Below are 22,778 nucleotides of genomic sequence, written 5' to 3' on the forward strand. Positions count from 1 at the left end.
AATTAAATTATAATTCCATGTTTAAACATTTTATTAAAATAAGTTTACGAAACATTCTTAAAAACAAGGTAAATACTACACTGAATGTAACAAGTTTAGCCTTAGGAATTACTATTTCGTTGTTGATAGCAACTTATGCAATTAATGAATTAAATACAGATAAATTCCATTCGCAAGAAGAACACATTTATAAAGTAAGTTATGGCAATTCAAGTTTAACTCCGGGACCATTAAATGAGTTTCTAAAAAATCAATTCCCAGAAATTGAGCAGACTGCTCATATTGAAACGCGACAATTAAATATGTTTTCACCGGTGGTTCAGTTTAGAAACAAATCGTTCGAAATTGAGAGGTATTATTCTGCGAACCCGGGATTTTTCGAAATATTTGACTTTGAAGTTCTACAGGGCGATATTCAATCAGCCATGGAATCGCCATTTTCGATGATACTTACCGAAAGTGAGGCAGCCCGGATTTTTGGCGAAACAAATCCAATTGGCGAAACAGTAACATGGAAAAGCAGACAAGACGATACATTTACCGTAAGGGCAATTGTAAAAGATTTGCCTTCAAATTCATCCATTCAATTTAATGGTTTGGTTTCCGACGCATCGATTAATGGAATGAGAGGCAACTATTATTCTGAAAATTGGGGTCACACGGTTTACGAAAGTTATCTGCTTGTAAAGCCTAACATTGTTGTGGCTGAGTTTGAAGAAAAACTTCAAAAAAATCTTATTGCCCATTACGCCAGTCAATTATCAAATAATGAAAGCGCCAACGACGCCGAATTAAATCCACTTTCGCTGCATCGTTTAAGGGATGTTTATTTTGATAAAAGCCTAAGTAACGACACTACTAACCGTGGAAATATAATGTTGGTGAATATTCTTTTAGTTATTGGTGGAATTGTAATGTTGCTGTCGGTTATTAACTATGTAAACCTTACCACAGCCCGCGCATCCAACAGGCATAAAGAAATTGGCGTTCAAAAACTAATCGGATCAAGCCGTAGAAATCTCATTTTCCAATACCTGTCGGAAACTACAATCGTTAGTTTTCTTGCTGTAGTTGCAGGTGCATTTTTTGCCTTGATTTTAGTTAAACGATATGGTGTTTTTATGAATGTCACCAACGGATTAACATTTCAACCCAGAATGTTTCTGATGCTTATTCCTACAATTCTACTCTTGGGTTTTGTTGCAGGAATTTACCCCGCACTTTTGCTTTCGTCGAAAAAAGCCATCGAGATAATTAAAATGAAAACCGGTAATAATAGCGGTGGAGGCAACCTGCGACGCGCACTTATTATTTTTCAATTCTCGGTTACAATCGTTCTTATTACTGCTACTTTTTTAATCTTCAAACAAGTTAATTACATAAAGGATAAAGACCTTGGAATACCTAGCGAGCAAGTTGTTTACGCAAAACTGCCTTTCCAGATTTTAGCAGGAAAAAAAGAGACTCTTCGAGAGCGTTTACACACATTGCCTGAAGTACAAGAAATCGCTTTCTCGAGTAATATGTTCGGAGGGATTGAGGGATTGAACAGCCAGGAGATTGATGGAAAAATGCTAAACTTTGCTACAACTTGGGTGGATGCCGAATTTATTGAACTCTACAATTTACAACTTGCTGATGGACGATTTTTCTCAAAAAACCTAAAGACCGATGAAAATGCCACTGCACTTTTAAATGAAGCAGCGGTAAGAGAGTTTGGAGTTGAAGATCCTTTTCAATTAAATATTCGCATACCGGGAGGAAAAGCTAAAGTGGTTGGTATTGTTAAAGATTTCAATTATAAATCGTTACACAATCGTATCGAGCCGCTTGCAATAATTTATTTGCCAGGGCAGGGACAATATGTAAATCTGAAAATTGCTGGAAACGATCTAGTCAAAACCTTAGCAAAAATCAGTTCAGTTTGGGATGAACTAGCTCCGGGGTTTCCTTTCAGCTACCATTTTCTCGACCAAAGTTTTGAAAAGCTATACAAAAAAGATGAGCAAATGGCCAAAGCAGTTTCGCTGTTTTCTCTCATAGCAATTGCAATTGCAGTGCTGGGTATACTTGGCCTTTCCTTTTTTTGGCAGAAAATCGCACCAAAGAAATCGGTATCCGAAAAGTAAATGGTGCTCGTATATCAGAAATACTTACAATGCTAAATCGCGACTTTATAAAATGGGTAGCCATAGCTTTTGTAATAGCCACCCCGGTTGCTTACTATTCAATGAATAAATGGCTCGAAAACTTTGCTTACAAAACTACTTTAAGCTGGTGGATTTTTGCACTGGCCGGATTACTGGCTTTGGGCATTGCATTGCTAACGGTGAGCTGGCAAAGTTGGCGTGCTGCAACGCGGAATCCTGTCGAAGCACTTCGATATGAGTAGTGAGAAGTGCGTAGATCATCGATAGCGAAGCGTATCGGGATTGAGGTACTGATGTATGAATAACCCCAAACTCCAACGTAGCTAAAAGCAGTTACCAAACAAATTACGAAGCTTATTCATACCTTTATAGGTATTACTCAAACTTAAAAGAGAACAAAATGCATCAAATTATTTACCTGGTTTTATCATTTATTTTGACGGTTCCAGCTTTCGCTCAAAATTATCAAACCACCGGAAAAATCATTGTCGATGATCCGAGCCTGGACGATTTGATCGATGTTTCTGCAGGCATAGAAATTCTGGCTGATGGCTTTGGTTGGTCAGAGGGACCGCTCTGGCTGACCTCTGTGAACAAACTTATTTTTTCAGATATTCCTGACAATTCGATTTATGAATGGAGTGAATCCGATGGACTGCAGTTGTATCTTAAACCATCGGGATATACCGGGGAACAAGCCAGAGGGGGAGAGCTTGGTTCCAATGCCTTACTTTTGGCTTCGGATGGGAGTCTGGTTCTCTGTCAGCATGGCGATCGCAGGATAGCTAAAATGTTAGCACCGTTGAGTGATCCGTTGCCAAAATTTGAAACCCTGGCTGACAGCTATCTGGGAAAGAAACTAAACAGCCCCAACGATGCAGTTTTCAGTAAAACCGATGAATTGTATTTTACCGATCCTCCATACGGTCTTGAGAAAAATGTGGATGACCCGGCAAAAGAATTGGATTTTCAGGGGGTTTACAAACTTTCAAAATCGGGCGAAATTAAGTTGCTCACAAAAGCATTGACCCGCCCAAATGGAATTGCTTTTTCGCCTGATGGAACAAAATTATATGTGGCCAATTCAGATCCGAAGAGGGCCATATGGATGGTTTACGATGTGAAAAAGAATGGAGGCATTGGGAATGGAAAAGTTTTTTATGACGCAACAAACCTGGTTTTAGCGAATAATGGACTTCCCGATGGAATGAAAGTTCACAGGAATGGGACTGTCTTTGCTACAGGGCCAGGCGGAATTTTTATTTTCTCTCCGGACGGGAAAATCCTGGGAAAAATAGAAACAGGGAAAGAGACGGCAAACTGCACATTTAATGATGACTATTCGGCTTTGTATGTAACAGCTGATAATTATCTCATGCGCGTTCACCTTAAAAAATGAATTCATTAAAGCAGAAAGCTGCTAAAAATTCAGTTACAACATTAGGATACGAGTTGTGAGAGTGCGAAGATTCCGGCCGTAGCATCGGGGTAGAAGTTTTGAGCTGAATAGTTTTGTTTCACCCCAAACCCCTAAAGGGGCTTTTGGCAGTGAGCGATGAATAATTTTTTGAGAAGAATATGAAAAGTTAAAATTCAAAATAAGTTAAAATTCAAACGGAGATGAAAACAAGTCCCCTTCAGGGGATATAGGGGTAAATACAAACAATAGATGGCTATAAGCGATAATGTTTCAATGTAAATGGGGCAAAAGCTCATATTTTCGAGAAAGCTAAACTTTTACGAAATAACATGACTGAGGCTGAACTTTTGTTGTGGGAGCAACTAAAAGGAAAGAAAGTATTGGGATTCCGTTTTCGCCCTCAGCATCCAATAGACATTTTTATCGCGGATTTTTATTGTCATCCATTAAAACTTGTAATTGAGGTTGATGGAGGGATTCATAAATCAAGAGATCAAAAAGAATATGAAATTGGAAGAACCGGCGAATTAAATTATTGGGGTATTGAGGTTGTCCGATTCACAAATGAAGAAGTCGAAAAAGATATGATCAAGCTAATTGAAACTATAAAGAAGAAATGTTTGATACGCCAATCGGAGATACGAAAAAGTCCCTTCAGGGGATTTAGGGGTACAAAAAAATAATAGTAACTATTCCAAAACTTTGTCGTCCTATAACTAATAATCGGTATTAAACAATTAAATCAAATGCATTATGAAAACTCAAAAGAACATCAAATTATTTACGATAATAGCAGTGCTGACCGCTGTGCTTTCGTTGAATGGATTGGCAAAAGACGGCCAGCCAACCATTACCAAAACCTTTGATTTAAACCAGCCGGGGCAACTCAATGCTTCATCATCGGGAGGTGGTGTAACAGTACAAACACATGATCAGCCAAAAGTTATTATCCAGGCTTTTGTGCGAAAAAACGGAAGTCTTTTATCGCCGTCCGACAAATCTTTGGATGAGGTTTTAGACGATTTCGATATCGATTTCTCAAAAAGCGGATCAACAATTACTGCAGTTGTAAAACGCAGGGGTCAGATGAATTTCTGGAGAAACAATGTGGGTATTTCGCTCACCATTATTGTTCCGGAAGAAATGTCGTGCGATGTGTCATCCAGCGGCGGTGGCCTGAAAATTTCGGGCGTAAAAGGAACACATGATTTCTCAAGCAGTGGCGGTGGAGTTAAGCTGGAGAATACAAGCGGCAGCACAAAAGCCAGCTCATCTGGCGGCGGTGTTCACGTGTACAAACATAAGGGAGATATTAAACTGAGTTCGAGTGGCGGTGGCGTAACGCTTGAAAAAGCTAAAGGAAGTGTCTATGCACGCAGTTCTGGTGGCAGTGTAAAACTCGAAGAGATTAACGGCGACGTGGATGCCAGTAGCAGTGGTGGCGGTGTTTATGTGCAGGGTGAAGCAGGGATGGTTAAGGCCAAATCGAGTGGCGGATCTGTTAAGGTTAATATTAGCAATTTAAGCGATGAGTTATACCTGCAATCCAGCGGCGGAGGTGTTTCTGCTGTTATTCACGGTGGCGAGAAAATGGGCCTCGATCTTGATTTGCGTTCAGGCAGAGTGAATATCGAGCTCCATAACTTTAACGGTACTTCCGAAAAAGACCGCGTAAAAGGTAAGATGAACGGAGGTGGAATTCCGGTTTATGCACATGCATCAGGAGGTAACGTTAGCATCAGTTACGAGGATTAGTCGTCGTTTCCTTTTACATAAAATTAAAAGTAATAGTGAGGATTTCTCTTGATGTGAAATCCTCACTATTTTTTTGTCAAAAAGAAATCCGATCCGGAGTTTGTACAAAACGCATCTGGCATTTATATACAACGGCGTAAATCCGCTAAATTCTTATAATCAGCGTTCCGGTTGTGACAAGGAATTATACAGTTTTTGTCAAAAAAATTGACACAATAAAAATCGTATATTTGGTAAGTGGTTAGAATTCAGTCTTTAGTATTTAAGGCACAAGAGTTGGTTAATAAACTGATAAACAAAACTAACGGCAAATGCCGGATCTTAAATACGAATAAATGTACAATCTAAAAATTACCATACGGCGCCTTTTTAAAGACAAGGCTTTTTCGCTGATCAACATCTTCGGATTGGTGATTGGTATTTCGTCTTTCCTGATTTTGTTTATCCACGTTTCAAACGAAAAAAGCTTCGACAAGCATTTTTCAAATCATTCAACTATTTATCGTGTTACTTCAGTTCCCGGAGGATTAGATAATGCGGCGTGGGCGCGTAGTATGGGAATTGTTTATGCCGCTTCTGCAGAAATTCCTGAAGTGGAGCTGGCTACTCAGTTTTCGCATTGCGGGGAGGGGACCATAAAAATGGGCGAAACCTCCATCTCACAAAAGGATATTATGTCGGTTGATGAGGCATTTATGGAGCTATTTGAAGTAGTGCCTGTGGTTGGTGATTTGTCAGAAATTTCGAAACCCAATACCGTTTTTGTTACCGAAGATTTTGCCCGGAAATATTACGGCAACCTAAATCCTGTTGGGCAAGCTATAAAAATTGAAGCACTACAATATACAAGGGATTTGGGCGATTACGAAATTAGGGGAGTGGTCGAAAATACACATCCAAAAACTCATTTCAAATACGAATTGCTGATCTCTCAAAAAGGGGGATTGCAAGAACGTTTTGCTTCGCTGCCCGACCGAAAAATACAGTGGACTTATAACTATTTCAAACTTCAGAAAGACGCAGATCCAAAGCTCATAGCTGATAAGGTGACTACTTTTTACAATAGCAGCAGCCTGAAAACAACACCCGGTCCGCAGGAATATGGTTTCGCCTTGTTTCCTATGGATGATATTCACTTAAAATCGGATTACCGTTTTGAGTTACGCGAAAGTTCAAGCAAGATAAATATTGGCTTGTTTATCCCTATTTCATTTGTCATTCTAGCGATCTCGTTGCTGAATTTTACCAACCTTTCCATTGCCAAATTGATAAAACGATCAAAAGAGCTGGGCCTGAAAAAATCGATAGGAGCCACGAAACTTCAATTGGTTAGGCAAGTTTTAATGGAAGTGTTTTTGGTTTGTATGACGGCCATTGGCATTTCATTATTGGCGATTGAAAGTTTAAAGCCAATGATTAACCGTTTGTTCGAGATTGAATTCGCTATTTATTTTTCAGAGCCGGTTGTATATCTTACCATTATTGGAGTTTTAATCACTTGTCTATTGCTCACTGCCTTTTTTGTGGCAGTATTTTTACTGGCACGCAGTTCAGCCATCGATATTTTGGCAGGGCGTAACAATTTTTCGGGCAGTTATGTGCTGAAATCCTTGCTAGTTGTGCAGGTAACGATTGTGATTATTCTTGTTTCAGGAGCCTTGTTGGTAAATAAGCAGATCAGTTTTGTTTTAAATAAACCATTGGGTTTCGATAAGGAAAATGTGGTTGTGCTCTATCTGAAAGATTTCTCGAAGGACCCCGCTGTTTTTGCCCGCGAATTGGAAAAACAAAGCCAGGTGGTTTCAGTAGGAATGACGGCACAACATTTTGGTTATCCGGCGCAGGGAATGGATTTGGAAGGACTGGGAATTGAAGGTACTGCTGAATTTGTTTTTGCCAACTACGACTACCTCAAAACCATGAATATTAAACTCGTACATAACTGGGTTAAACCGGATGCCGATACCGTGCGGGGAATGGTAATAAACAATCATTTGTACGAACGATTGATGGAGAAACACGGAAGTATGGATAATCTTATTGCCTATTCAAATGCACAACCCTTAGAGCTGGGAGAAACACGCATTAATTTTGTTGGGGTTGCTGAAGATTTTAATTACAGTTCGGCACACCAAAGTATTGGCGATTTTGCGTTTTGGCTCGATGAAGGAGGAAGCAGGGCACGTTTTACACACGTACGAATTAATAATTTGCACGCCGGTATGGAGGCCATAAAAAACACCTGGAACGAATATTACCCCAATCAGGAACCCGACTACTTTTTTATCGATGAAAAAATTGCTCAACAATATAAAGCAGAAACCATTTTAAGTCGAATCCTTTTTGCTTTTTCAACCATCGGAGTACTTATTAGTATTATAGGAATCAGTGCGTTGGCCTTGTTTATTTCGCAGCAACGAACCAAAGAGATTGGTATCAGGAAAGTAAACGGTGCAACGGTTTCAGAAATACTGGGATTGTTGAATCAGAGTTTTGTAAAATGGGTGTTAATTGCATTTGTTATTGCTACTCCACTTTCTTTTTATGCCATGAGTAAGTGGCTTGAGAATTTTGCCTACAAAACCAATGTGAGTTGGTGGATTTTTGCACTGGCAGGAATAATGGCTTTGGGAATTGCATTACTTACCGTTAGCTGGCACAGCTGGCGTGCTGCAACACGTAACCCGGTAGAAGCGTTAAGGTATGAATAGAAAATGTATGAATCAGGATATGCAGGATTTTAAGATTAACAAGATTTAAAAGAGGAAAATGACGAAGATAGATGATGACTTGACATACCTTGAAGATGTTCATCTTGCTCAGGGCTTAAATTACCTGTCAGCCTATAATCTTGAAACTGGTTTGTTAATTAATTTCGGTTCGACCAGCCTGCAAGCTAAACGACTTTTCAAAAAAACATTAATCCAGCTAATCTTAAAATCCTGCATATCCTGATTCTGACAATTAATTAAAATTATATGATACAACTTAAAAACATCGACAAATACTACGACGCAAAGTTTCAGCGTACGTTTGTTTTAAAAGGAGTAAATCTTGATATTAAACAAGGTGAATTTGTTTCCGTAATGGGCCCAAGTGGCGCCGGTAAATCAACTTTGCTGAATATTATTGGTTTTCTGGATGAACTCAGTGAAGGAGATTATTTGTTCCTTGATCATCCGGCTAACAAGCTAAAAGAGAAACAAAAAGTGCAATATCACCGTAGTCACATCGGCTTTATTTTCCAGGCTTTTCACCTTATTGAAGAAATGAATGTATACGAAAACATTGAAACACCTTTGATTTATCGTGGTGTAAAAGGAAAAGAACGCAAAGCCATGGTTGCCGATATGCTCGATCGCTTTAATATTGTTGCTAAAAAAGATCTGTTTCCAAGTCAGTTATCTGGGGGACAACAGCAACTGGTTGCAATTGCACGAGCCATTGTTGGTAGTCCCAAACTTTTATTGGCCGACGAACCCACCGGAAACCTGCACAGCGAGCAAGGACAAATGATAATGGAATTGCTGAAAAAACTAAATGATGAAGGAATGACCATTATTCAGGTAACGCACTCGGAAGAAAATGCAAAATACGGGAATCGTATCGTTCGTTTAAAAGATGGTTATTTGAAAGAAGATTAGCTGTTTATTGCATGTCATGCTAAAATTGTTCCGCATTTCCTGTAAACAAGATTTCGAAACAATTTAGGAATGACGTGTCTATGGTTTAAACCGGTGAAAATTAATTATGAACTTCAAAGTCGAACACAGGTTATTACAGACTTGCGCAGGCTTTTGAGTGCAACTGTTACTTTCATCGCAATTTTGCAGCTTTGGGAATGACACTATTTGCAGTTTAAGAATTTTCTTTATTCGATATTGGATTTGTGCTTTTCTCGAAATTTACCCGGAGTAGTACCTTCAATGTCTTTAAATACACGCGAAAATGATGCAACAGAGCCAAATCCGGCTTGTTGAGCAATATATTCCATGGTGTATTTATTATTGGTTCTGGCAAATAAAAGTTGCTTAGCTTTTTCAACCCGGTACTTATTTACAAACTCATTAAAATTCATTTCAAATTCGTCGTTAATCAACTTCGAAATGTAGGTACGGTTAGTATGAAGTGATTTGCAAACAGTGCTGATCCTTAAATCGTTCTGCTGGTATATTTTCTCCGATTCAAATAAATTCAAAAGGCGTCCTTTTAAATCTTCTTTAGAAGAAAACGTTATTTCTTCTTTTGATTTATCAATTTCCGGTTCATACAGGGGAACCAAAATTTGACGCTGCATGTTTCCTTTGTATCCAACCAGAAAAAATATTGTTGTGAAAAAAACAGAGGGTATTAGAAGTGAAAGGTTGTGATGTATAAAATAGCTCCTGCCAAGCAGTGCAAAAATAATCGCCGCAATCGATATGGCAAAGGCAATGACGCTTAGATTTCTTACCCAATTAATCTTCTTCCCTTCGGTGTTTGAAAAGTAGTTATTAATTACTTTATCGTGTTTAACGGCAATACGAATAATGAGAATCAGATAAATGATTGTTTGCAGAATAAAAATGATTCGGCTGAATAAAAAATTCCATCCTCTAATTCCGGGCAAAGTGCTAAAGTTAACTCCTTTCAGGTTTGTATCTATAAGAATATGTTCGACATACAAAATACGTTCTTCGGGCGTAAGTATTAGTGTTAAAATTAAAGTAGATAATCCAAAAATAATGCTCGGCAAGAAATGAAACAGATGTTGTGGGAATTTAAGACGTATGGTCGTTAATTGTAATATGTAGGTGTAAAAAATAGGATAAAGTGACAATGCGGCACATAAGTAGATGCTTTCGAAAAAAGCATAAAAGTGGTCGAATCGTGAGAAAAAAATAACATGAGAAACATATAATAAGCACGCAAAAAGTAAAAAAACACCAAGTGTCCAGCGAGGAAGATTAGCCGATTTTTTTTGAAATACAAAGTTTAAGCCCCAAAAGAGGGTGACGTAAACAGGCGATAATAATGCGATGGCTTGTATCATTATTAAATTGTAATAAAATGGCTTGAGTGTAAAATTACTAATTTATGTTACATATGTTTACTTTTTACAATTTTGAGTTTGCTTTTTACGATTTGCAGATACCATTAAAAATGATAACCCGATCTTCGCAAAACGTTCAGAGTAGTACATAGAAAAAATGAGTAGAAAATATTTGGCGGTTCTTTGGTAATATTTGTTGCCGAAAACTGCCCACCTCCTCTAAGAATAAAAATAACTGAAAAAAGGTGGTTTGCTAACAACCACCTTTTTCAGTTATTTATGGATTTTACTTTTAAGCTTCAAAAGAATCGGCTTTCCGGTACGCTTCAATAAAAGCTATTTCGCCTTCTTTTCCGGGAATACTTTTACCATGTTCGGCGCAAATTGTTCCGTTATATCCTTTATCGTACATATGTTTGAAGATATTGACAAAGTTAATCTCTCCGGTTCCGGGTTCTTTACGTCCTGGGTTATCGCCACAATGAAAGGCTCCAATATAATCCCAGCAGATATCCATATTCATAATGAGATTGCCTTCGGTAATTTGCTGGTGGTATAAATCATCAACGATTTTACAACTTGGATGATTTACGGCAACACAAATCATTTTTGCCTGTGGCATTTTTGTAAGGAATAATTTTGGATGGTCAACCTGGTGGTTTAGTGGTTCCATAACTAAATCCAGTCCGCTTGTTCCGGCAACATCACAACAAGCACGCATATTTTTAATTACATTAATGGTTTGATAGTCCCAATCCATTTTCTCGTCGTATATACCGAATGTTATCAATCCTGTTTTTGCACCTGTTCTTTTTTGAACGTCAAGAGCTTCTTCGGTTTTAGTTACCAACATTTTAGTAACTTCAGGATCGTCAGTAACACCGTATTTGGCGCCATGATCGGCATAAACGATAAACGGGCCAATATCGAGTCCAAGACGCGCTGCTTCGTTGCCAATCTTTTCCTGCATTTCTGCTGGTTTCCACATCAATCCGTTATCAAAAAATGCAGTGAAACCCTGATCGGCAATAAACTTCAGGTTTTCAATCGGATCTTTTCCAACATGTTCGCGGAAGGTTCCAAGTCCCGGCGCGTATTTCAACTTAAATTTAGCCGAATTTGATACTTTTGAATCAGAAACTGATGCAGCTGCAATGCCTGATATACTACTGAATGCCAGCGTTCCCGCTGCCGCGTTACGAATAAAATTTCTTCTTTCCATGGTTATGTGGTTTAAATTATTGCTGTTTTGTCTGTTGTCCTTTAGACATAAAAAAATATGTTCTCTTTAACATGACGTAAAAGATATGAAATATGACTATATTTTGCTTAGTCAATAGTGATTTTACTTCCCCACCAATCATTGCCCGGATTGAAATCCTCTGAGAGCATCCAAAGCCGTTCTTTTTCCAGTGCGGGCCATTTATTATCGATTACTTTTTGCCGATGCGCCTTTTCGCGCTCCGCTGTCCATGTTGGATCTTGTGTTGGATAACGAGCCCCCATTTCCTGCAGCATTTCAAAAAGTTGTCGACTCATGTCTCTCACTTTGTCGGGATTTTCAATAGCCAGATCGTTTTGCTCACCCAAGTCGTTCTTCAAGTTGTATAATTCCTCACGGCCATCTTCGTAATAATGAATGAGTTTCCAATCGCCCAAACGGATAATGGATGAGGGTTCGCCTCCCTGGTTTCCGTAATGCGGGTAATGCCAGATTAAAGGGCGTTCTGCAAGCGATTGGCCTTTTAAAAGTGGAACAAGACTAACTCCGTCCGTGTGTTCTTCCGGTTTTAAATCGGCTCCGCAAAGTTCAAGAATTGTGGGGTAGAAATCAGTTCCTGTAACAGGTGTGTTGCATTTCTGACCATTACCCACGTCGGGAACTTTGATAAAAAATGGTTCGCGAATACCGCCTTCAAATTGATATCCTTTTCCGCCACGCAGCGGTTTATTCGAGGTAGCAAATGCATCGCCGGCTGCCACGCCACCATTATCGCCGGTAAAACAGATTATGGTATTTTCGGCTAAACCTAGTTGGTCTAATGCATCCAGCACATAACCCACGGCATCGTCGGTGCTTTCCACCAGCCCGGCATAAATAGGGTTGTCCTGGTGTTGGCGGATGGGTAGAAAATGGCCCATTTCAAATCCTGTTTCCGCTATTCCCATTGCTTCTGCTTTGTCGCGGTATTTTGCCCATTTTTTCTGTGTGGTTTGTATGGGACCGTGCACGGCATAAAACGACAGGTAAGCAAAAAAAGCAGTGTCTTTGTGATTTTCTATAAAGTTGACGGTTTCTTTTGCCAGTCGCATGGTGAGGTTTTCGCCATCGGGGCCACTCGGTAAGTTTGGATTTGTCCATGGAGAAAAATAACCGCCAATTGGACTACCAACATCCCAGCCGCCTTTATTGATGTCAAAGCCATGATCTTCGGGCCACGATCCTTTTTCGCCCAAATGCCATTTGCCGGCAAAAAAAGTTTTATAACCAGCTTCCTTCATTGCTTCGGGCAATGTGGTATAACTGTGCTGAAGATGATGGACATACTCAGGAGGAAGCAGTTTTGTGGCCCTGCCTGTATTGCTCCATTCTTCGCCGGTTTTTGCGCCGATCCAGTCGGTAATACCATGCCGCGCCGGGAATTTTCCACTTAAAATACTGGCTCGCGACGGGCTGCAAACCTGACAAGCTGCATAGCCGTCGGTAAATAGCATCCCTTCTTGTGCAATACGGTCGATGTTGGGTGTTTCGTAGTATTTGCTGCCCATTACACTGCAGTCGGTGTAGCCATAATCGTCAACCAGAATAAAAAGAACATTGGGTAAGCCAACCTCTTGTTTTTTCGGTTCACATGAAAATAATGTAACCGCAATTATAACCAGAAAGGTGATTTTGTTATTCATAATGTTAGTTTATTCTTCATTTCCGAATTTGAAAAGATCAGATTTGGTGTGTGATTTCTCGATAAGAGCACTTAGCTCTTCGACCAACTCCGGATGATCGCTGGCAACATTGTTCTCTTCGCCCACGTCGGTGGTAAGATTGTATAATTCGGTAGTCGTCTTCTCGGGTGTAAAAACGTTGTAACGCACGAGTTTCCAGTCACCCTTTCTAACCGCCTGTCTTCCTCCTTTTTCATGGAATTCCCAGTATAAATAATCGTGTTGCTCCGCTTGTTTCTCTCCAAGCAGAGTGGGTAAAAACGAAATTCCGTCAATCGAATCGGGAGTTGAAATGCCTGTAACTTCCGCCACGGTTGGAAATACATCCCAAAATGCAGAAATGTGATCGGTTGAACTGGCAGCTTTAATTTTTCCGTCCCACATTGCAATCATCGGTACACGAATACCACCTTCGTACAAGTCGCGTTTGTAACCTTTCAAAGGTTCGTTTGAATTGAAATAATCAGGATCGGCTCCACCTTCCAAATGCGGACCGTTATCTGAGGTAAATATGATCAAGGTGTTTTCGTAAATTCCCAGCTCTTTCAGTTTGGCAACGATTTCGCCAACCTGCATATCCAGATAGTCAACCATAGCAGCAAATGCTGCGTGTGTCTCCTGTTGCGAACCGTATCCGCCTTGTTTATAATTTGGTCCATCATCAACTCCTATGTAAGCTTTTTCAGGCTCAAGTTTTCCTCTGTATTTGGCAATGTACTCATCAGGAGCAAACAATTCAGCATGCGGAATTATTGACGGATAATACATAAAAAACGGTTGATCTTTGTTGTTTTCGATAAAACGAATCGCTTCATTGTGGATCAGTTCCGGTCCGTAAGCTTCTGTTTTTTTTCCGGAATTACCTTCAAGAACAACCTTTTCCTGATTATGCCAAAGGTGATAGGGGTAATAATTGTGTCCCATTCGCTGGCAATTGTATCCATAAAACTCGTCAAATCCCTGCATGTTCGGATCACCTTCCGAACCCGGATAACCCAATCCCCACTTGCCAAAAGCGCCGGTTGTGTATCCGGCTTCTTTTAAGGCTTCGGCAATGGTGACTGCATCAGGCACTATTGGAAATTGTCCTTCAGGCTGCCACTCTTTGTTGCCTCTTATCGGTGTGTGCCCGGTGTGTTGTCCGGTCATTAAAGCCGAACGTGATGGAGCACAAACCGTTGAGCCCGAATAATGCTGAGTGAACAGCATTCCGTTTTCGGCCAGTTTATCGATATTGGGCGTTGAAAAATGAGTTTGTCCATAACAACTCAGGTCCCCATAACCCAAATCATCGGCCAAAATGTAAATAATATTTGGCTTGGCAGGCTGTGTCTCTGTCGTTTTTGTTTTTGGCTGACAAGCCAGCAGCAGTATGCCAAAAATAGTTGGTAAGATTAATTTTCTCATAGTTAGTTAATCGTATTAAATCTGTTTTGTTTTAATCGAAATTGTTGCAGGCTCAAGTCCTTCTCCACTTACTTCCAGTTGCATTTCTCCGGCCTCTTCAACCGATTGAACGGTTACCACCAGTTTGCCGCTAAAGGCTTTCATTGTCGGCAGGTGGAACAACTCGAGCGAAGTAGCATCGCCATTACAAACAGCTTTGTATTTTCCGGCACCGCTAACTTTAAAATTTAGTTGATTGGTGGCAGTGGGGCAAATGTTTCCGTCTTCGTCAACAACCGAAACGGTAATGTAGCTGAGGTCGTTTCCGTTAGCAGTAATCTCATCGCGATCGGCTGATAATTGCAGGTGATGAGGAGCTCCCGCAGTACGAATTTCCTGTTCTGCAACGGCATTTCCGTTGTTGTCGAAAGCAACAACTTTAACGGTTCCGGGTTCGTATTTTACATCCATCCACATCAGGCGGTTTCTGTTCAGCAAGGTCTCTTTGCTTTTCTTTTGAACACCCTGACTTTTGCCGTTAACGAACAATTCGGCACTGTTGTAATTGGTGTAAACAAAAACGGGCGTTGTTTCACCTTCGCGGCCTTCCCAGTTCCAGTGCGGAAGAATGTGCAGGGTTTCGTCTTCAGTGTTCCAACGGCTGCGGTACAGGTAGTAGCGGTCTTTGGGTAAACCTGCCAGGTCGCAAATGCCAAAATACGAACTGCGCGATGGCCACGCTTCGTTGTAAGGTGTTGGTTCGCCGAGATAATCGAAACCGGTCCAGACGAACTCACCAATTACCCAATCAAAATTATCCTGCCAGTAAAAATCTTCATCAGGAATGTTCGACCACGAGCAAGCTTCCAAATCGTATGATGAACTTTGGAAATCATCGTAACGTTTCATTTTCGCCTGTTCAACCGGGAACTTGTAAATTCCGCGGGAACTTACTGTAGAAGCTGTTTCAGATCCCAGAATAAATCCTTGCGGAAAACGTTCGTAAGCTTCATCGTATAGATGCAAACGGTAATTTAAACCGGGAATATCCATAATAGCGCCAAATCCGTTTTTCAGGGTGTTGCCAACCTGGTCCATTCCAACGGTAACAGGCCGTGTCGGGTCTTCTCTGTGAAAAATATCCTGCAACCATTTTGCCAGCTTAACGCCCTCGGTGCCCCACTGATCGGGAACTTCATTTCCCGAGCTCCACATAACAATGCTGGGGTGATTGCGAGTTGCGCGAACGAGATTTACCACGTCTTTTTCGGCCCAGTCGTTAAAATAAAGATTGTAACCGTTTTCAACTTTAGGTTTTGCCCATTCATCAAAACTTTCGGCCAGAAAAAGAAATCCCATTTCGTCGCAAAGTTCCAGTTGTTCCATCGACGGCATATTGTGCGACGAACGGATGGCATTACAACCCATATCTTTTAAAATGGTAAGCTGGCGTTTTAATGCCGCTTTGTTAACAGCTGCACCAAGTGGCCCCAAATCGTGGTGAAGACACACGCCTTTAAACTTGGTAACTTTGCCATTCAGCACCAATCCTTTTCCACGTTCGTATACCACACTTCGTACGCCAAAACGAATGTTTTGTTCGTCTTTTAACGTGTTGCCTTTGTACAATTTCATGTTAGCCGTGTATAAATAGGGCGATTCGGTATCCCAGAGTTTTGGATTGGGAATGGCTATGTTTTGTTCTGTTTTTGTACCAAAAACTTCGTCGGTGGTGTTTGTTGCCACTATATTTCCTTCGGCATCTCTTATTTCGGTAACTACGTTAATGTTGCTTCCGTTAACTTCGGCTTTTAAATTTACCTGCGCCAGTTCGTTCGATACAAAAGGCGTGGTAATAAACGTTCCCCATTGTTTAAAATTAACCTCATCTTTTACAATTATCTGCACTTTGCGGTAAATTCCGGCACCGGGATACCAGCGCGATGATGATTCTTTATTTTCAAGGCGAACAGCTAACAAGTTTTCTTCGCCGGCGTTCACGAAGTCGCTAATATCAAAATAAAAATAGCTGTAGCCGTATGGGCGGTTACCAACTTTTTCCCCGTTGATGTATACCTCGGCGTTACTCATGGCGCCATCAAAAACAAGGAGGGCTTTTTTCCCGGGGCCAAAATCAGGGAGTTCGAAAGTTTTTCGGTACCAGCCAATTCCAATATGTGGCAATGCCCCGGTGCGTCCGGTGCGCAGGCGGGCTTCGTCCTCCATATCTTGTGCAACCCGTACTTTCTGGGCATCAATTTGTTTGTCGAATGGTCCTTTAATGGCCCAATCGTGTGGAACTTTTACATCTTCCCAGCCATCAACTGCGGTTGCCGGAAGTTGAGCGTCAGTAACTTCCTGGTTAATGAACTTCCAGTCTTTTTCAAGTGTTTGTTTACTTCGTGTTTCGTTGTCTGTTTCAGCACAAGCCGAAAAAAGGAAGAGAATAATGAATAAAGAAAATAAAGATTTCATATGGTATTAATTGTTTGTTTTTAGCAGATTTTAATGCGACACCTATTCATACCGTTAAAACTTACACTTTAATGGTTATTTTATTTGCCATATTGTTTTGCCCTTTCATTAAAAGAATTTCAAATGGTACCTACTATTATAGATGCATTCATGTTTATTCATACATATGTTTTCAGTAAAATATTTGTTGCCGTAAGTTATAATTCTACTGGTAGGTACTGGTATGGTACAAATATGCAAAGAAAACCAATCATCTGTATCATTTCAGAACCTATCGTGCAACACAATATTTTTAGAAAAAGAGCAATTAAGATAGCGAGAGTGGCAGACTGAATTGAAAGCTGCTGCCTTTGTCTTTTTCGCTGTCGACCCAAATGTTGCCACCATTTATTTTAACAAATTCCTGGCAAAGAATTAAGCCTAAACCTGTACCTTTTTCTTTGGCGGTGCCTTCGCGTTGCACTGAATTTTCAATTTTAAACAGGTTTTCTATCATTTCCGGGGTCATTCCAATGCCATCATCTTTTACCGTAACAAGAAGCATTTCGCCATCCTTTTTGGCAAACAGTTCAATGTTGCCGTTTTTATTCGAGAATTTTATGGCGTTGTTCAGCAGGTTTCGAACAATAAAGTTTACCATATCGTAATCGGCATAAACCATGGCTTTCTTTTCAGACACCTCAATGGTGACTCCTTTTGCTTTGGCAACTTCAAGGGTTAGTTCTTTGTTGGTTTCAAAAACTTTATGAATAAAAAACGACTGTGGCTCGAATTTAATGGTGCCGGTTTGTGTGCGCGACCATTCTAAAAGGTTTTCCAGCAATTTGTATCCACTGGTGGCTGCCTGGTACATACCGTCGATAAGAACACCAAAATCATTGGAATTTTGTGCCTCCTTTTCATTTCGAAGCAAATCGGAAATACCTATTAGAACATTAAACGGATTTTTTAAATCGTGTGCAATAATCGAGAAGAATTTGTCTTTTGTAGCATTTAGCTTTTTTAAGTTTTTTTCATCCTCGGCAAGTTTCACGAGGTTTTCTTCGAGCAATAATTTTTGGCGGTTTATGGTGTTGTAATTGGCTTTTAGTTCATCGGTATGTTTTTTTCGGAGAATGAGGAAAAAACTAAGTGCCACCAGAATTATCAGTAGAGCAATAATTGCAAAGGCGGCTTTTACACGAAATTTAAACTGATCGCTTTCGGTTTTGGCCGTAGCCAGTTGTTGTTCAAGTATTATTTTATTTCTTTCGGCCCGACTGGTTTCGTCGGCTTCGAAATTTCCTAATGCTTCTACTATTTCATCCGGCTTTAATACCTCAAATGCTTCTTTTGCTTTTGAAATCATTTCGTAAGCTTTCTCGTATTGCCCAAGACCGGCATAGGCTTCTGCTTTTTCGTTAAAATAGTCGGAGAGGTAGTCGTATTTCTCTAGTTTCCGACTCAGCGCAATGGCCTTATCGTAGTAAATTATTGCTGTTCGGAAGTCTTTCTTTTTTAGGTGGTACTTTCCGTTTACGTAATTTATTTCAACGGCAAGCTTTGTAAATTCATTTTGATCGGTGTAATCGGTTATTTTATTACTATAAGTTTCTGCTTCCTCCAGATCTCCTGTTTCAAGGTAATAATTAATAAAACCAAGTATCACTTCAATTTCGCGTTGTTTATCGATAACTTGTGGCAAAAGTTTCCGGGCTTCGTTCAAATGGAAAAGCGCTTCTTCGTGCCGGTTTAATTTCAAGTAATTATTGCCTAGCGAAGTGTGGCTTAGGCTTTGGTTACCAATGTTTTCTGTTGCTTTGTCAACTTCCAGTGCTTTTTCGTAATAACGCAGACTATTGCGGTATTCTTTTAAGTATTCGTAGTACGAAGCAATATTGCCATATGCTTCAGAAAGGGCATAATTCTCGTTGGTTTCTTCGCAAATATTCTTTGCTTTAATAATGTATTTTAGCGCCTGAACCTGGTCTTTTCCGTAGGAATATAAAACGCCAAGGTTTAAATAACATCCTATCAATGAGAGTGAATCGTTGGTTGCGGTAAATATATCAATTGCTTGTTCGAGGTTGGATATCGCAGGCAGCCAATCTCCCAACTGGTCGTAAACATAACTGATTAAGAAAAGTGCAGTTCCTTCGCCGTATTTATAGTTTATTTTTTTTGATAGATCCAGGGCTTTTTCAGCATACTTAAGCGAGCTGTCGGCATTAAAGTAACCGTATAAATCAGACAGATTGAGGTAAATATTTACAACTATCTCCGCATTGGTTTCGGTTTTTACCAATGTTTTCAGCGAATCAATTTGGGATGTTTCGTTACCAAAAACAGATGAAAAACTAAAACTAAAAACGAACAATAAACTCAGTAATATATGTTTTTTATGAATTCTCATAGGTTTGCACAGTTATGCAAATATAATTAAATCAAAAGTATACAGTTAGAATTATAGATTAGATGTTCTTAATTTAATGAGTTATTTTTATGTTATATAGCTGGTTGTGTCGTTATAAAATGAATGTACATGAAGACAGGCCATAAAACTGATAAATTTCATATTTCTAATTCTTTTTATACCTTGTCGGCGTAAGATCAGACATTATAAAACCTAAAATGTATGTTGAAACATTCCTTTGGTATTATTTGCATCGTCTTGCTTTTTATGGTAGCGGCATGCTCCTCAAACAAAAATTCAAAAGACACAGACAAAAAAGATCACCCAATTATTGATCGTGATTTACCTGAGATTTTGGAAGATGGAGTATTAAATGTTGTTACCACATACAGCAGTACCAGTTATTTCTTGTACCGCGGGCAGCCCATGGGCTATGAGTACGAATTGCTAAAACGTTTTGCCGAACATATTGGTGTTGAATTTAGAATTGTGATCTCGAATGACTTTGAAGCCATGCATCAAATGTTGATGAATGGCGAAGTTGATCTCATTGCACATGGATTAACTGTTACCGGCAAGCGAAAGGAGTTGGTACAGTTTACCGATTACTTGTATCTGACACACCAGGTTTTGGTACAAAAAAAGCCCGATAACTGGAGGAGGTTAAGATGGAGCAAATTGCAAAAATCGTTGCTCCACGATGCTATTGATTTGATTGATGATACGGTTTCGGTGCGGGCCAACTCGTCATATTTAAACAGGGTAGAAAACCTGATGGACGAAATGGGCGGAAAAATATATGTAGATACCCTGCCAGGCGATTTATCGACTGACAAAATTATTGAAATGGTAAGTAACGGCGAAATCAAGTATACGTTTGCCGATAACAATATTGCCAGCATTAATGCATCGTATTATCCCAATCTCGATATTCGCGTACCGGTTAGTTTTTCGCAGCGTATGGCCTGGGCTATCAGGCCCGAGTCGGATCAGTTACTTACGGAGCTAAACGGTTGGATCGACTCGATGAAAGACGGGGTGGCTTATTACGTTATTTATAATAAATACTTTAAAAACGAACGGTCGTTTAAACGTCGAGAGAACAGTGTTTTCTATAGTATAAATCATAGTCGGATTAGTGAATATGACGACTTAATACAAACGTATGCGGATACACTGAATTGGGACTGGCGATTGCTTGCTTCGCTGATATATCAGGAATCAAGATTTAATCCGGTGTCCGAATCGTGGGCTGGTGCAAAGGGGCTTATGCAAATGATGCCACAAACAGCCGAGCGGTATGGAGTAAGCGACAGAACTGATCCCGAACAAAGTATTGAGGGAGGAACCACAGTGTTGAATGTGTTGTGGAAACGGTTTATTGATATTCCCGATTCTGTTCAGCGTATTAAGTTTACCATGGCTGCTTATAACAGTGGTTACAGCCATGTGGTTGATGCCCGAACGCTGGCAGAAAAGGAAGGAATTGACAGTTATCGCTGGGACGAATGCGTTGAAGAATCGATGTTGAAATTAAGCTACCCCGAAAATTATAACAAACCGTTTATAAAATATGGTTATGTGAGAGGGATTGAGCCTGTAAGTTACGTAAAACAGATTTTTAGTCGCTACGAGCATTATTCCCAGTTGTTGGAATAAAAATGTCATTCTAAAAACTCCTTGTTAGTTTTAAATAATTTCATTCAAACATTCATAATTTCTCGAAATTAATAACAGGGATGAAAGGAAAACCGCTTTTATGTTGCGCTACAAAAAATGGAGAGTGTTGAGGGACTTTCATAAAAAAACCGCTTCTCAATCGAGAAACGGTTCTTATTATTATTTATCGTAAATTGTACTTACTGAACGTCGATAGCATTTAAATCCTCGAATGCCACTTTCAAACGGGCAATCATTGCTTCTTCTCCTTTACGCAACCAAACACGTGGGTCATAGAATTTTTTGTTTGGTTTTTCGTCGCCCTCAGGGTTACCGATTTGTGCTTGAAGGTAATCGTGGTTGGCAGCTTCAAATGCACGAACGCCATCCCAGTATGCCCACTGTGTATCGGTATCGATGTTCATTTTAACAACACCGTATGAAATCGCTTCACGAATTTCTTCGTGTGTCGAACCTGATCCTCCGTGGAATACAAAGTTCACTGGTTTTTCATCAGTTCCCAGTTTTTCCTCGATGTATTTCTGTGAGTTATCAAGAATTTTTGGAGTGAGTTTTACGTTACCCGGTTTGTAAACACCGTGTACATTACCGAAAGAAGCGGCAATAGTGAAGTTTGGCGATACTTTGCTCAACTCTTCGTAAGCATAGCAAACTTCTTCTGGCTGAGTGTACAATTTTGATGCGTCAACATCGGAGTTGTCAACACCATCTTCTTCGCCACCGGTAATACCCAATTCAATTTCCAGTGTCATGCCCATTTTTGACATGCGCTCCAGGTATTTTTTGCTGATTTCTATGTTTTCTTCAATTGGCTCTTCGCTAAGGTCTAGCATGTGCGAACTGAAAAGTGGTTTGCCTGTTTCTTCGAAGTGTTTTTCGCTGGCATCTAACAAGCCGTCAATCCAGGGCAACAGTTTTTTTGCTGCGTGGTCGGTATGAAGAATCACACGTACACCGTATGCTTCAGCTAAAGTGTGAATATGTTTTGCTCCTGCAACAGCTCCTAAAATGGCCGCTTCATGGCCTTCAAGTTTTAACCCTTTACCAGCGTTAAATGCAGCTCCACCATTCGAAAACTGAATCATAACAGGAGCGTTTACCTCCTTGGCTACTTCCATAATTGCATTAACAGAAGAAGAACTCACAACATTTACTGCCGGCATGGCAAATTGATTGGCTTTGGCTTCTTCGAAAATAAATTGTACGTCAGCACCGGTAACAACTCCCGGCTTAACGTTTTCGGCTATTTTTCCCATAATTAAATCGTTTTACTTTTATATGAAATAGAATTAGAACACAAAATTAAGATTTGAGTTTAGGTTAACCAATTTTTCCTTGTTAATGATGATTAAAACCGACAAAATTATCTGAAAATTAACGCTGTAACTTTATCTTGTTTAAGGTTAAATATTGTTTTGGGTAATTATCCAACTTCTACTCAGGCATTGTTTTTTATTCATTATCATGTCATAAAAAATAAAAATCATTGATTAATACGCAAAACAAGGTCAGAAAACCAGGTGAGTTCTATCCAGGGAAATACTT

At 39.8% G+C, this 22,778-nt stretch carries 16 protein-coding genes; 9 read left to right on the forward strand and 7 right to left on the reverse strand.

The annotated features are described in order from the left end of the window. Window positions 1-17: 17 nt before the first annotated feature. The 8 genes from G0Q07_RS02125 to G0Q07_RS02160 all read left to right on the forward strand — a co-directional run bounded on the left by G0Q07_RS02125 (window position 18) and on the right by G0Q07_RS02160 (window position 8,969). The gene (locus G0Q07_RS02125; RefSeq protein ID WP_163344528.1) at window positions 18-2,129 is read left to right on the forward strand and encodes an ABC transporter permease; all 2,112 of its coding nucleotides are present in this window, start codon (window positions 18-20) and stop codon (window positions 2,127-2,129) included. Continuing rightward, complete coding sequence (locus G0Q07_RS02130) at window positions 2,087-2,392, forward strand: ABC transporter permease (protein ID WP_163344529.1); 306 nt, start codon at window positions 2,087-2,089, stop codon at window positions 2,390-2,392. Before G0Q07_RS02125 ends, G0Q07_RS02130 begins: the two co-directional genes overlap by 43 nt. A 158-nt stretch (window positions 2,393-2,550) precedes the next feature. Further along, window positions 2,551-3,549 (forward strand): SMP-30/gluconolactonase/LRE family protein, encoded by a 999-nt coding sequence (locus tag G0Q07_RS02135; protein ID WP_163344530.1) that lies wholly within the window; start codon window positions 2,551-2,553, stop codon window positions 3,547-3,549. 350 nt (window positions 3,550-3,899) lie between these two features. After that, window positions 3,900-4,253: an endonuclease domain-containing protein gene (locus G0Q07_RS02140; protein ID WP_163344531.1), complete on the forward strand. Its 354-nt coding sequence runs from the start codon at window positions 3,900-3,902 to the stop codon at window positions 4,251-4,253. 70 nt (window positions 4,254-4,323) lie between these two features. Further along, a complete protein-coding gene (locus tag G0Q07_RS02145; protein ID WP_163344532.1) occupies window positions 4,324-5,325 on the forward strand; it encodes a DUF4097 family beta strand repeat-containing protein in 1,002 nt (333 codons plus the stop codon). A gap of 335 nt (window positions 5,326-5,660) precedes the next feature. After that, a complete protein-coding gene (locus G0Q07_RS02150; RefSeq protein ID WP_163344533.1) occupies window positions 5,661-8,036 on the forward strand; it encodes an ABC transporter permease in 2,376 nt (791 codons plus the stop codon). Window positions 8,037-8,094: 58 nt separating this feature from the next. Next, on the forward strand, window positions 8,095-8,280 hold the full coding sequence (locus tag G0Q07_RS02155; RefSeq protein ID WP_163344534.1) for a GxxExxY protein: 186 nt from the start codon (window positions 8,095-8,097) through the stop codon (window positions 8,278-8,280). 23 nt (window positions 8,281-8,303) lie between these two features. Continuing rightward, window positions 8,304-8,969, forward strand: a complete 666-nt coding sequence (locus tag G0Q07_RS02160) for an ABC transporter ATP-binding protein (protein WP_163344535.1) — start codon at window positions 8,304-8,306, stop codon at window positions 8,967-8,969. Between the two features lie 227 nt (window positions 8,970-9,196). On the opposite strand, the gene G0Q07_RS02165 is transcribed toward G0Q07_RS02160, so the two are convergent. The 6 genes from G0Q07_RS02165 to G0Q07_RS02190 form a co-directional block, all read right to left on the reverse strand. Then, window positions 9,197-10,060, reverse strand: coding sequence for a helix-turn-helix domain-containing protein (locus tag G0Q07_RS02165; protein ID WP_163344536.1), 864 nt, complete (start codon window positions 10,058-10,060; stop codon window positions 9,197-9,199). Between the two features lie 589 nt (window positions 10,061-10,649). Continuing rightward, window positions 10,650-11,579: a hydroxypyruvate isomerase family protein gene (locus G0Q07_RS02170; RefSeq protein ID WP_163344537.1), complete on the reverse strand. Its 930-nt coding sequence runs from the start codon at window positions 11,577-11,579 to the stop codon at window positions 10,650-10,652. A 107-nt stretch (window positions 11,580-11,686) separates the two neighbouring features. Continuing rightward, window positions 11,687-13,261 (reverse strand): sulfatase, encoded by a 1,575-nt coding sequence (locus G0Q07_RS02175; RefSeq protein ID WP_163344538.1) that lies wholly within the window; start codon window positions 13,259-13,261, stop codon window positions 11,687-11,689. 9 nt (window positions 13,262-13,270) lie between these two features. Beyond that, complete coding sequence (locus G0Q07_RS02180; protein ID WP_163344539.1) at window positions 13,271-14,707, reverse strand: arylsulfatase; 1,437 nt, start codon at window positions 14,705-14,707, stop codon at window positions 13,271-13,273. 15 nt (window positions 14,708-14,722) lie between these two features. Further along, window positions 14,723-17,161: a DUF4982 domain-containing protein gene (locus G0Q07_RS02185; RefSeq protein ID WP_163344540.1), complete on the reverse strand. Its 2,439-nt coding sequence runs from the start codon at window positions 17,159-17,161 to the stop codon at window positions 14,723-14,725. Window positions 17,162-17,468: 307 nt separating this feature from the next. Then, entirely contained in the window at window positions 17,469-19,553 is a 2,085-nt protein-coding gene (locus G0Q07_RS02190; RefSeq protein WP_163344541.1) for a tetratricopeptide repeat-containing sensor histidine kinase, read from the reverse strand. 222 nt (window positions 19,554-19,775) lie between these two features. Between G0Q07_RS02190 and G0Q07_RS02195 the strand changes: the two genes are divergently transcribed. Next, window positions 19,776-21,212 carry an MltF family protein gene (locus G0Q07_RS02195; RefSeq protein ID WP_163344542.1) on the forward strand — a complete coding sequence of 479 codons (1,437 nt, stop codon included), beginning with the start codon at window positions 19,776-19,778 and terminating at the stop codon, window positions 21,210-21,212. Window positions 21,213-21,412: 200 nt separating this feature from the next. Here the strand turns inward: G0Q07_RS02195 and fbaA are convergent, their stop codons facing one another. Beyond that, window positions 21,413-22,489 (reverse strand): class II fructose-bisphosphate aldolase, encoded by a 1,077-nt coding sequence (fbaA, locus tag G0Q07_RS02200; RefSeq protein WP_163344543.1) that lies wholly within the window; start codon window positions 22,487-22,489, stop codon window positions 21,413-21,415. Between the last annotated feature and the right edge of the window lie 289 nt (window positions 22,490-22,778).

It is taken from the genome of Draconibacterium halophilum (assembly GCF_010448835.1).
GTDB classification, from domain to species: Bacteria; Bacteroidota; Bacteroidia; order Bacteroidales; family Prolixibacteraceae; genus Draconibacterium; species Draconibacterium halophilum.

Bases quoted from the DNA above. Each gene is read 5' to 3' on its own strand.
- G0Q07_RS02125 (WP_163344528.1), top strand. From the start codon at position 18: ATGTTTAAACATTTTATTAAAATAAGTTTACGAAACATTCTTAAAAAC.
- G0Q07_RS02135 (WP_163344530.1), top strand. From the start codon at position 2,551: ATGCATCAAATTATTTACCTGGTTTTATCATTTATTTTGACGGTTCCA.
- G0Q07_RS02140 (WP_163344531.1), top strand. From the start codon at position 3,900: ATGACTGAGGCTGAACTTTTGTTGTGGGAGCAACTAAAAGGAAAGAAA.
- G0Q07_RS02145 (WP_163344532.1), top strand. From the start codon at position 4,324: ATGAAAACTCAAAAGAACATCAAATTATTTACGATAATAGCAGTGCTG.
- G0Q07_RS02150 (WP_163344533.1), top strand. From the start codon at position 5,661: ATGTACAATCTAAAAATTACCATACGGCGCCTTTTTAAAGACAAGGCT.
- G0Q07_RS02155 (WP_163344534.1), top strand. From the start codon at position 8,095: ATGACGAAGATAGATGATGACTTGACATACCTTGAAGATGTTCATCTT.
- G0Q07_RS02160 (WP_163344535.1), top strand. From the start codon at position 8,304: ATGATACAACTTAAAAACATCGACAAATACTACGACGCAAAGTTTCAG.
- G0Q07_RS02170 (WP_163344537.1), bottom strand. From the start codon at position 11,579: ATGGAAAGAAGAAATTTTATTCGTAACGCGGCAGCGGGAACGCTGGCA.
- G0Q07_RS02175 (WP_163344538.1), bottom strand. From the start codon at position 13,261: ATGAATAACAAAATCACCTTTCTGGTTATAATTGCGGTTACATTATTT.
- G0Q07_RS02180 (WP_163344539.1), bottom strand. From the start codon at position 14,707: ATGAGAAAATTAATCTTACCAACTATTTTTGGCATACTGCTGCTGGCT.
- G0Q07_RS02185 (WP_163344540.1), bottom strand. From the start codon at position 17,161: ATGAAATCTTTATTTTCTTTATTCATTATTCTCTTCCTTTTTTCGGCT.
- G0Q07_RS02190 (WP_163344541.1), bottom strand. From the start codon at position 19,553: ATGAGAATTCATAAAAAACATATATTACTGAGTTTATTGTTCGTTTTT.
- G0Q07_RS02195 (WP_163344542.1), top strand. From the start codon at position 19,776: ATGTTGAAACATTCCTTTGGTATTATTTGCATCGTCTTGCTTTTTATG.
- fbaA (WP_163344543.1), bottom strand. From the start codon at position 22,489: ATGGGAAAAATAGCCGAAAACGTTAAGCCGGGAGTTGTTACCGGTGCT.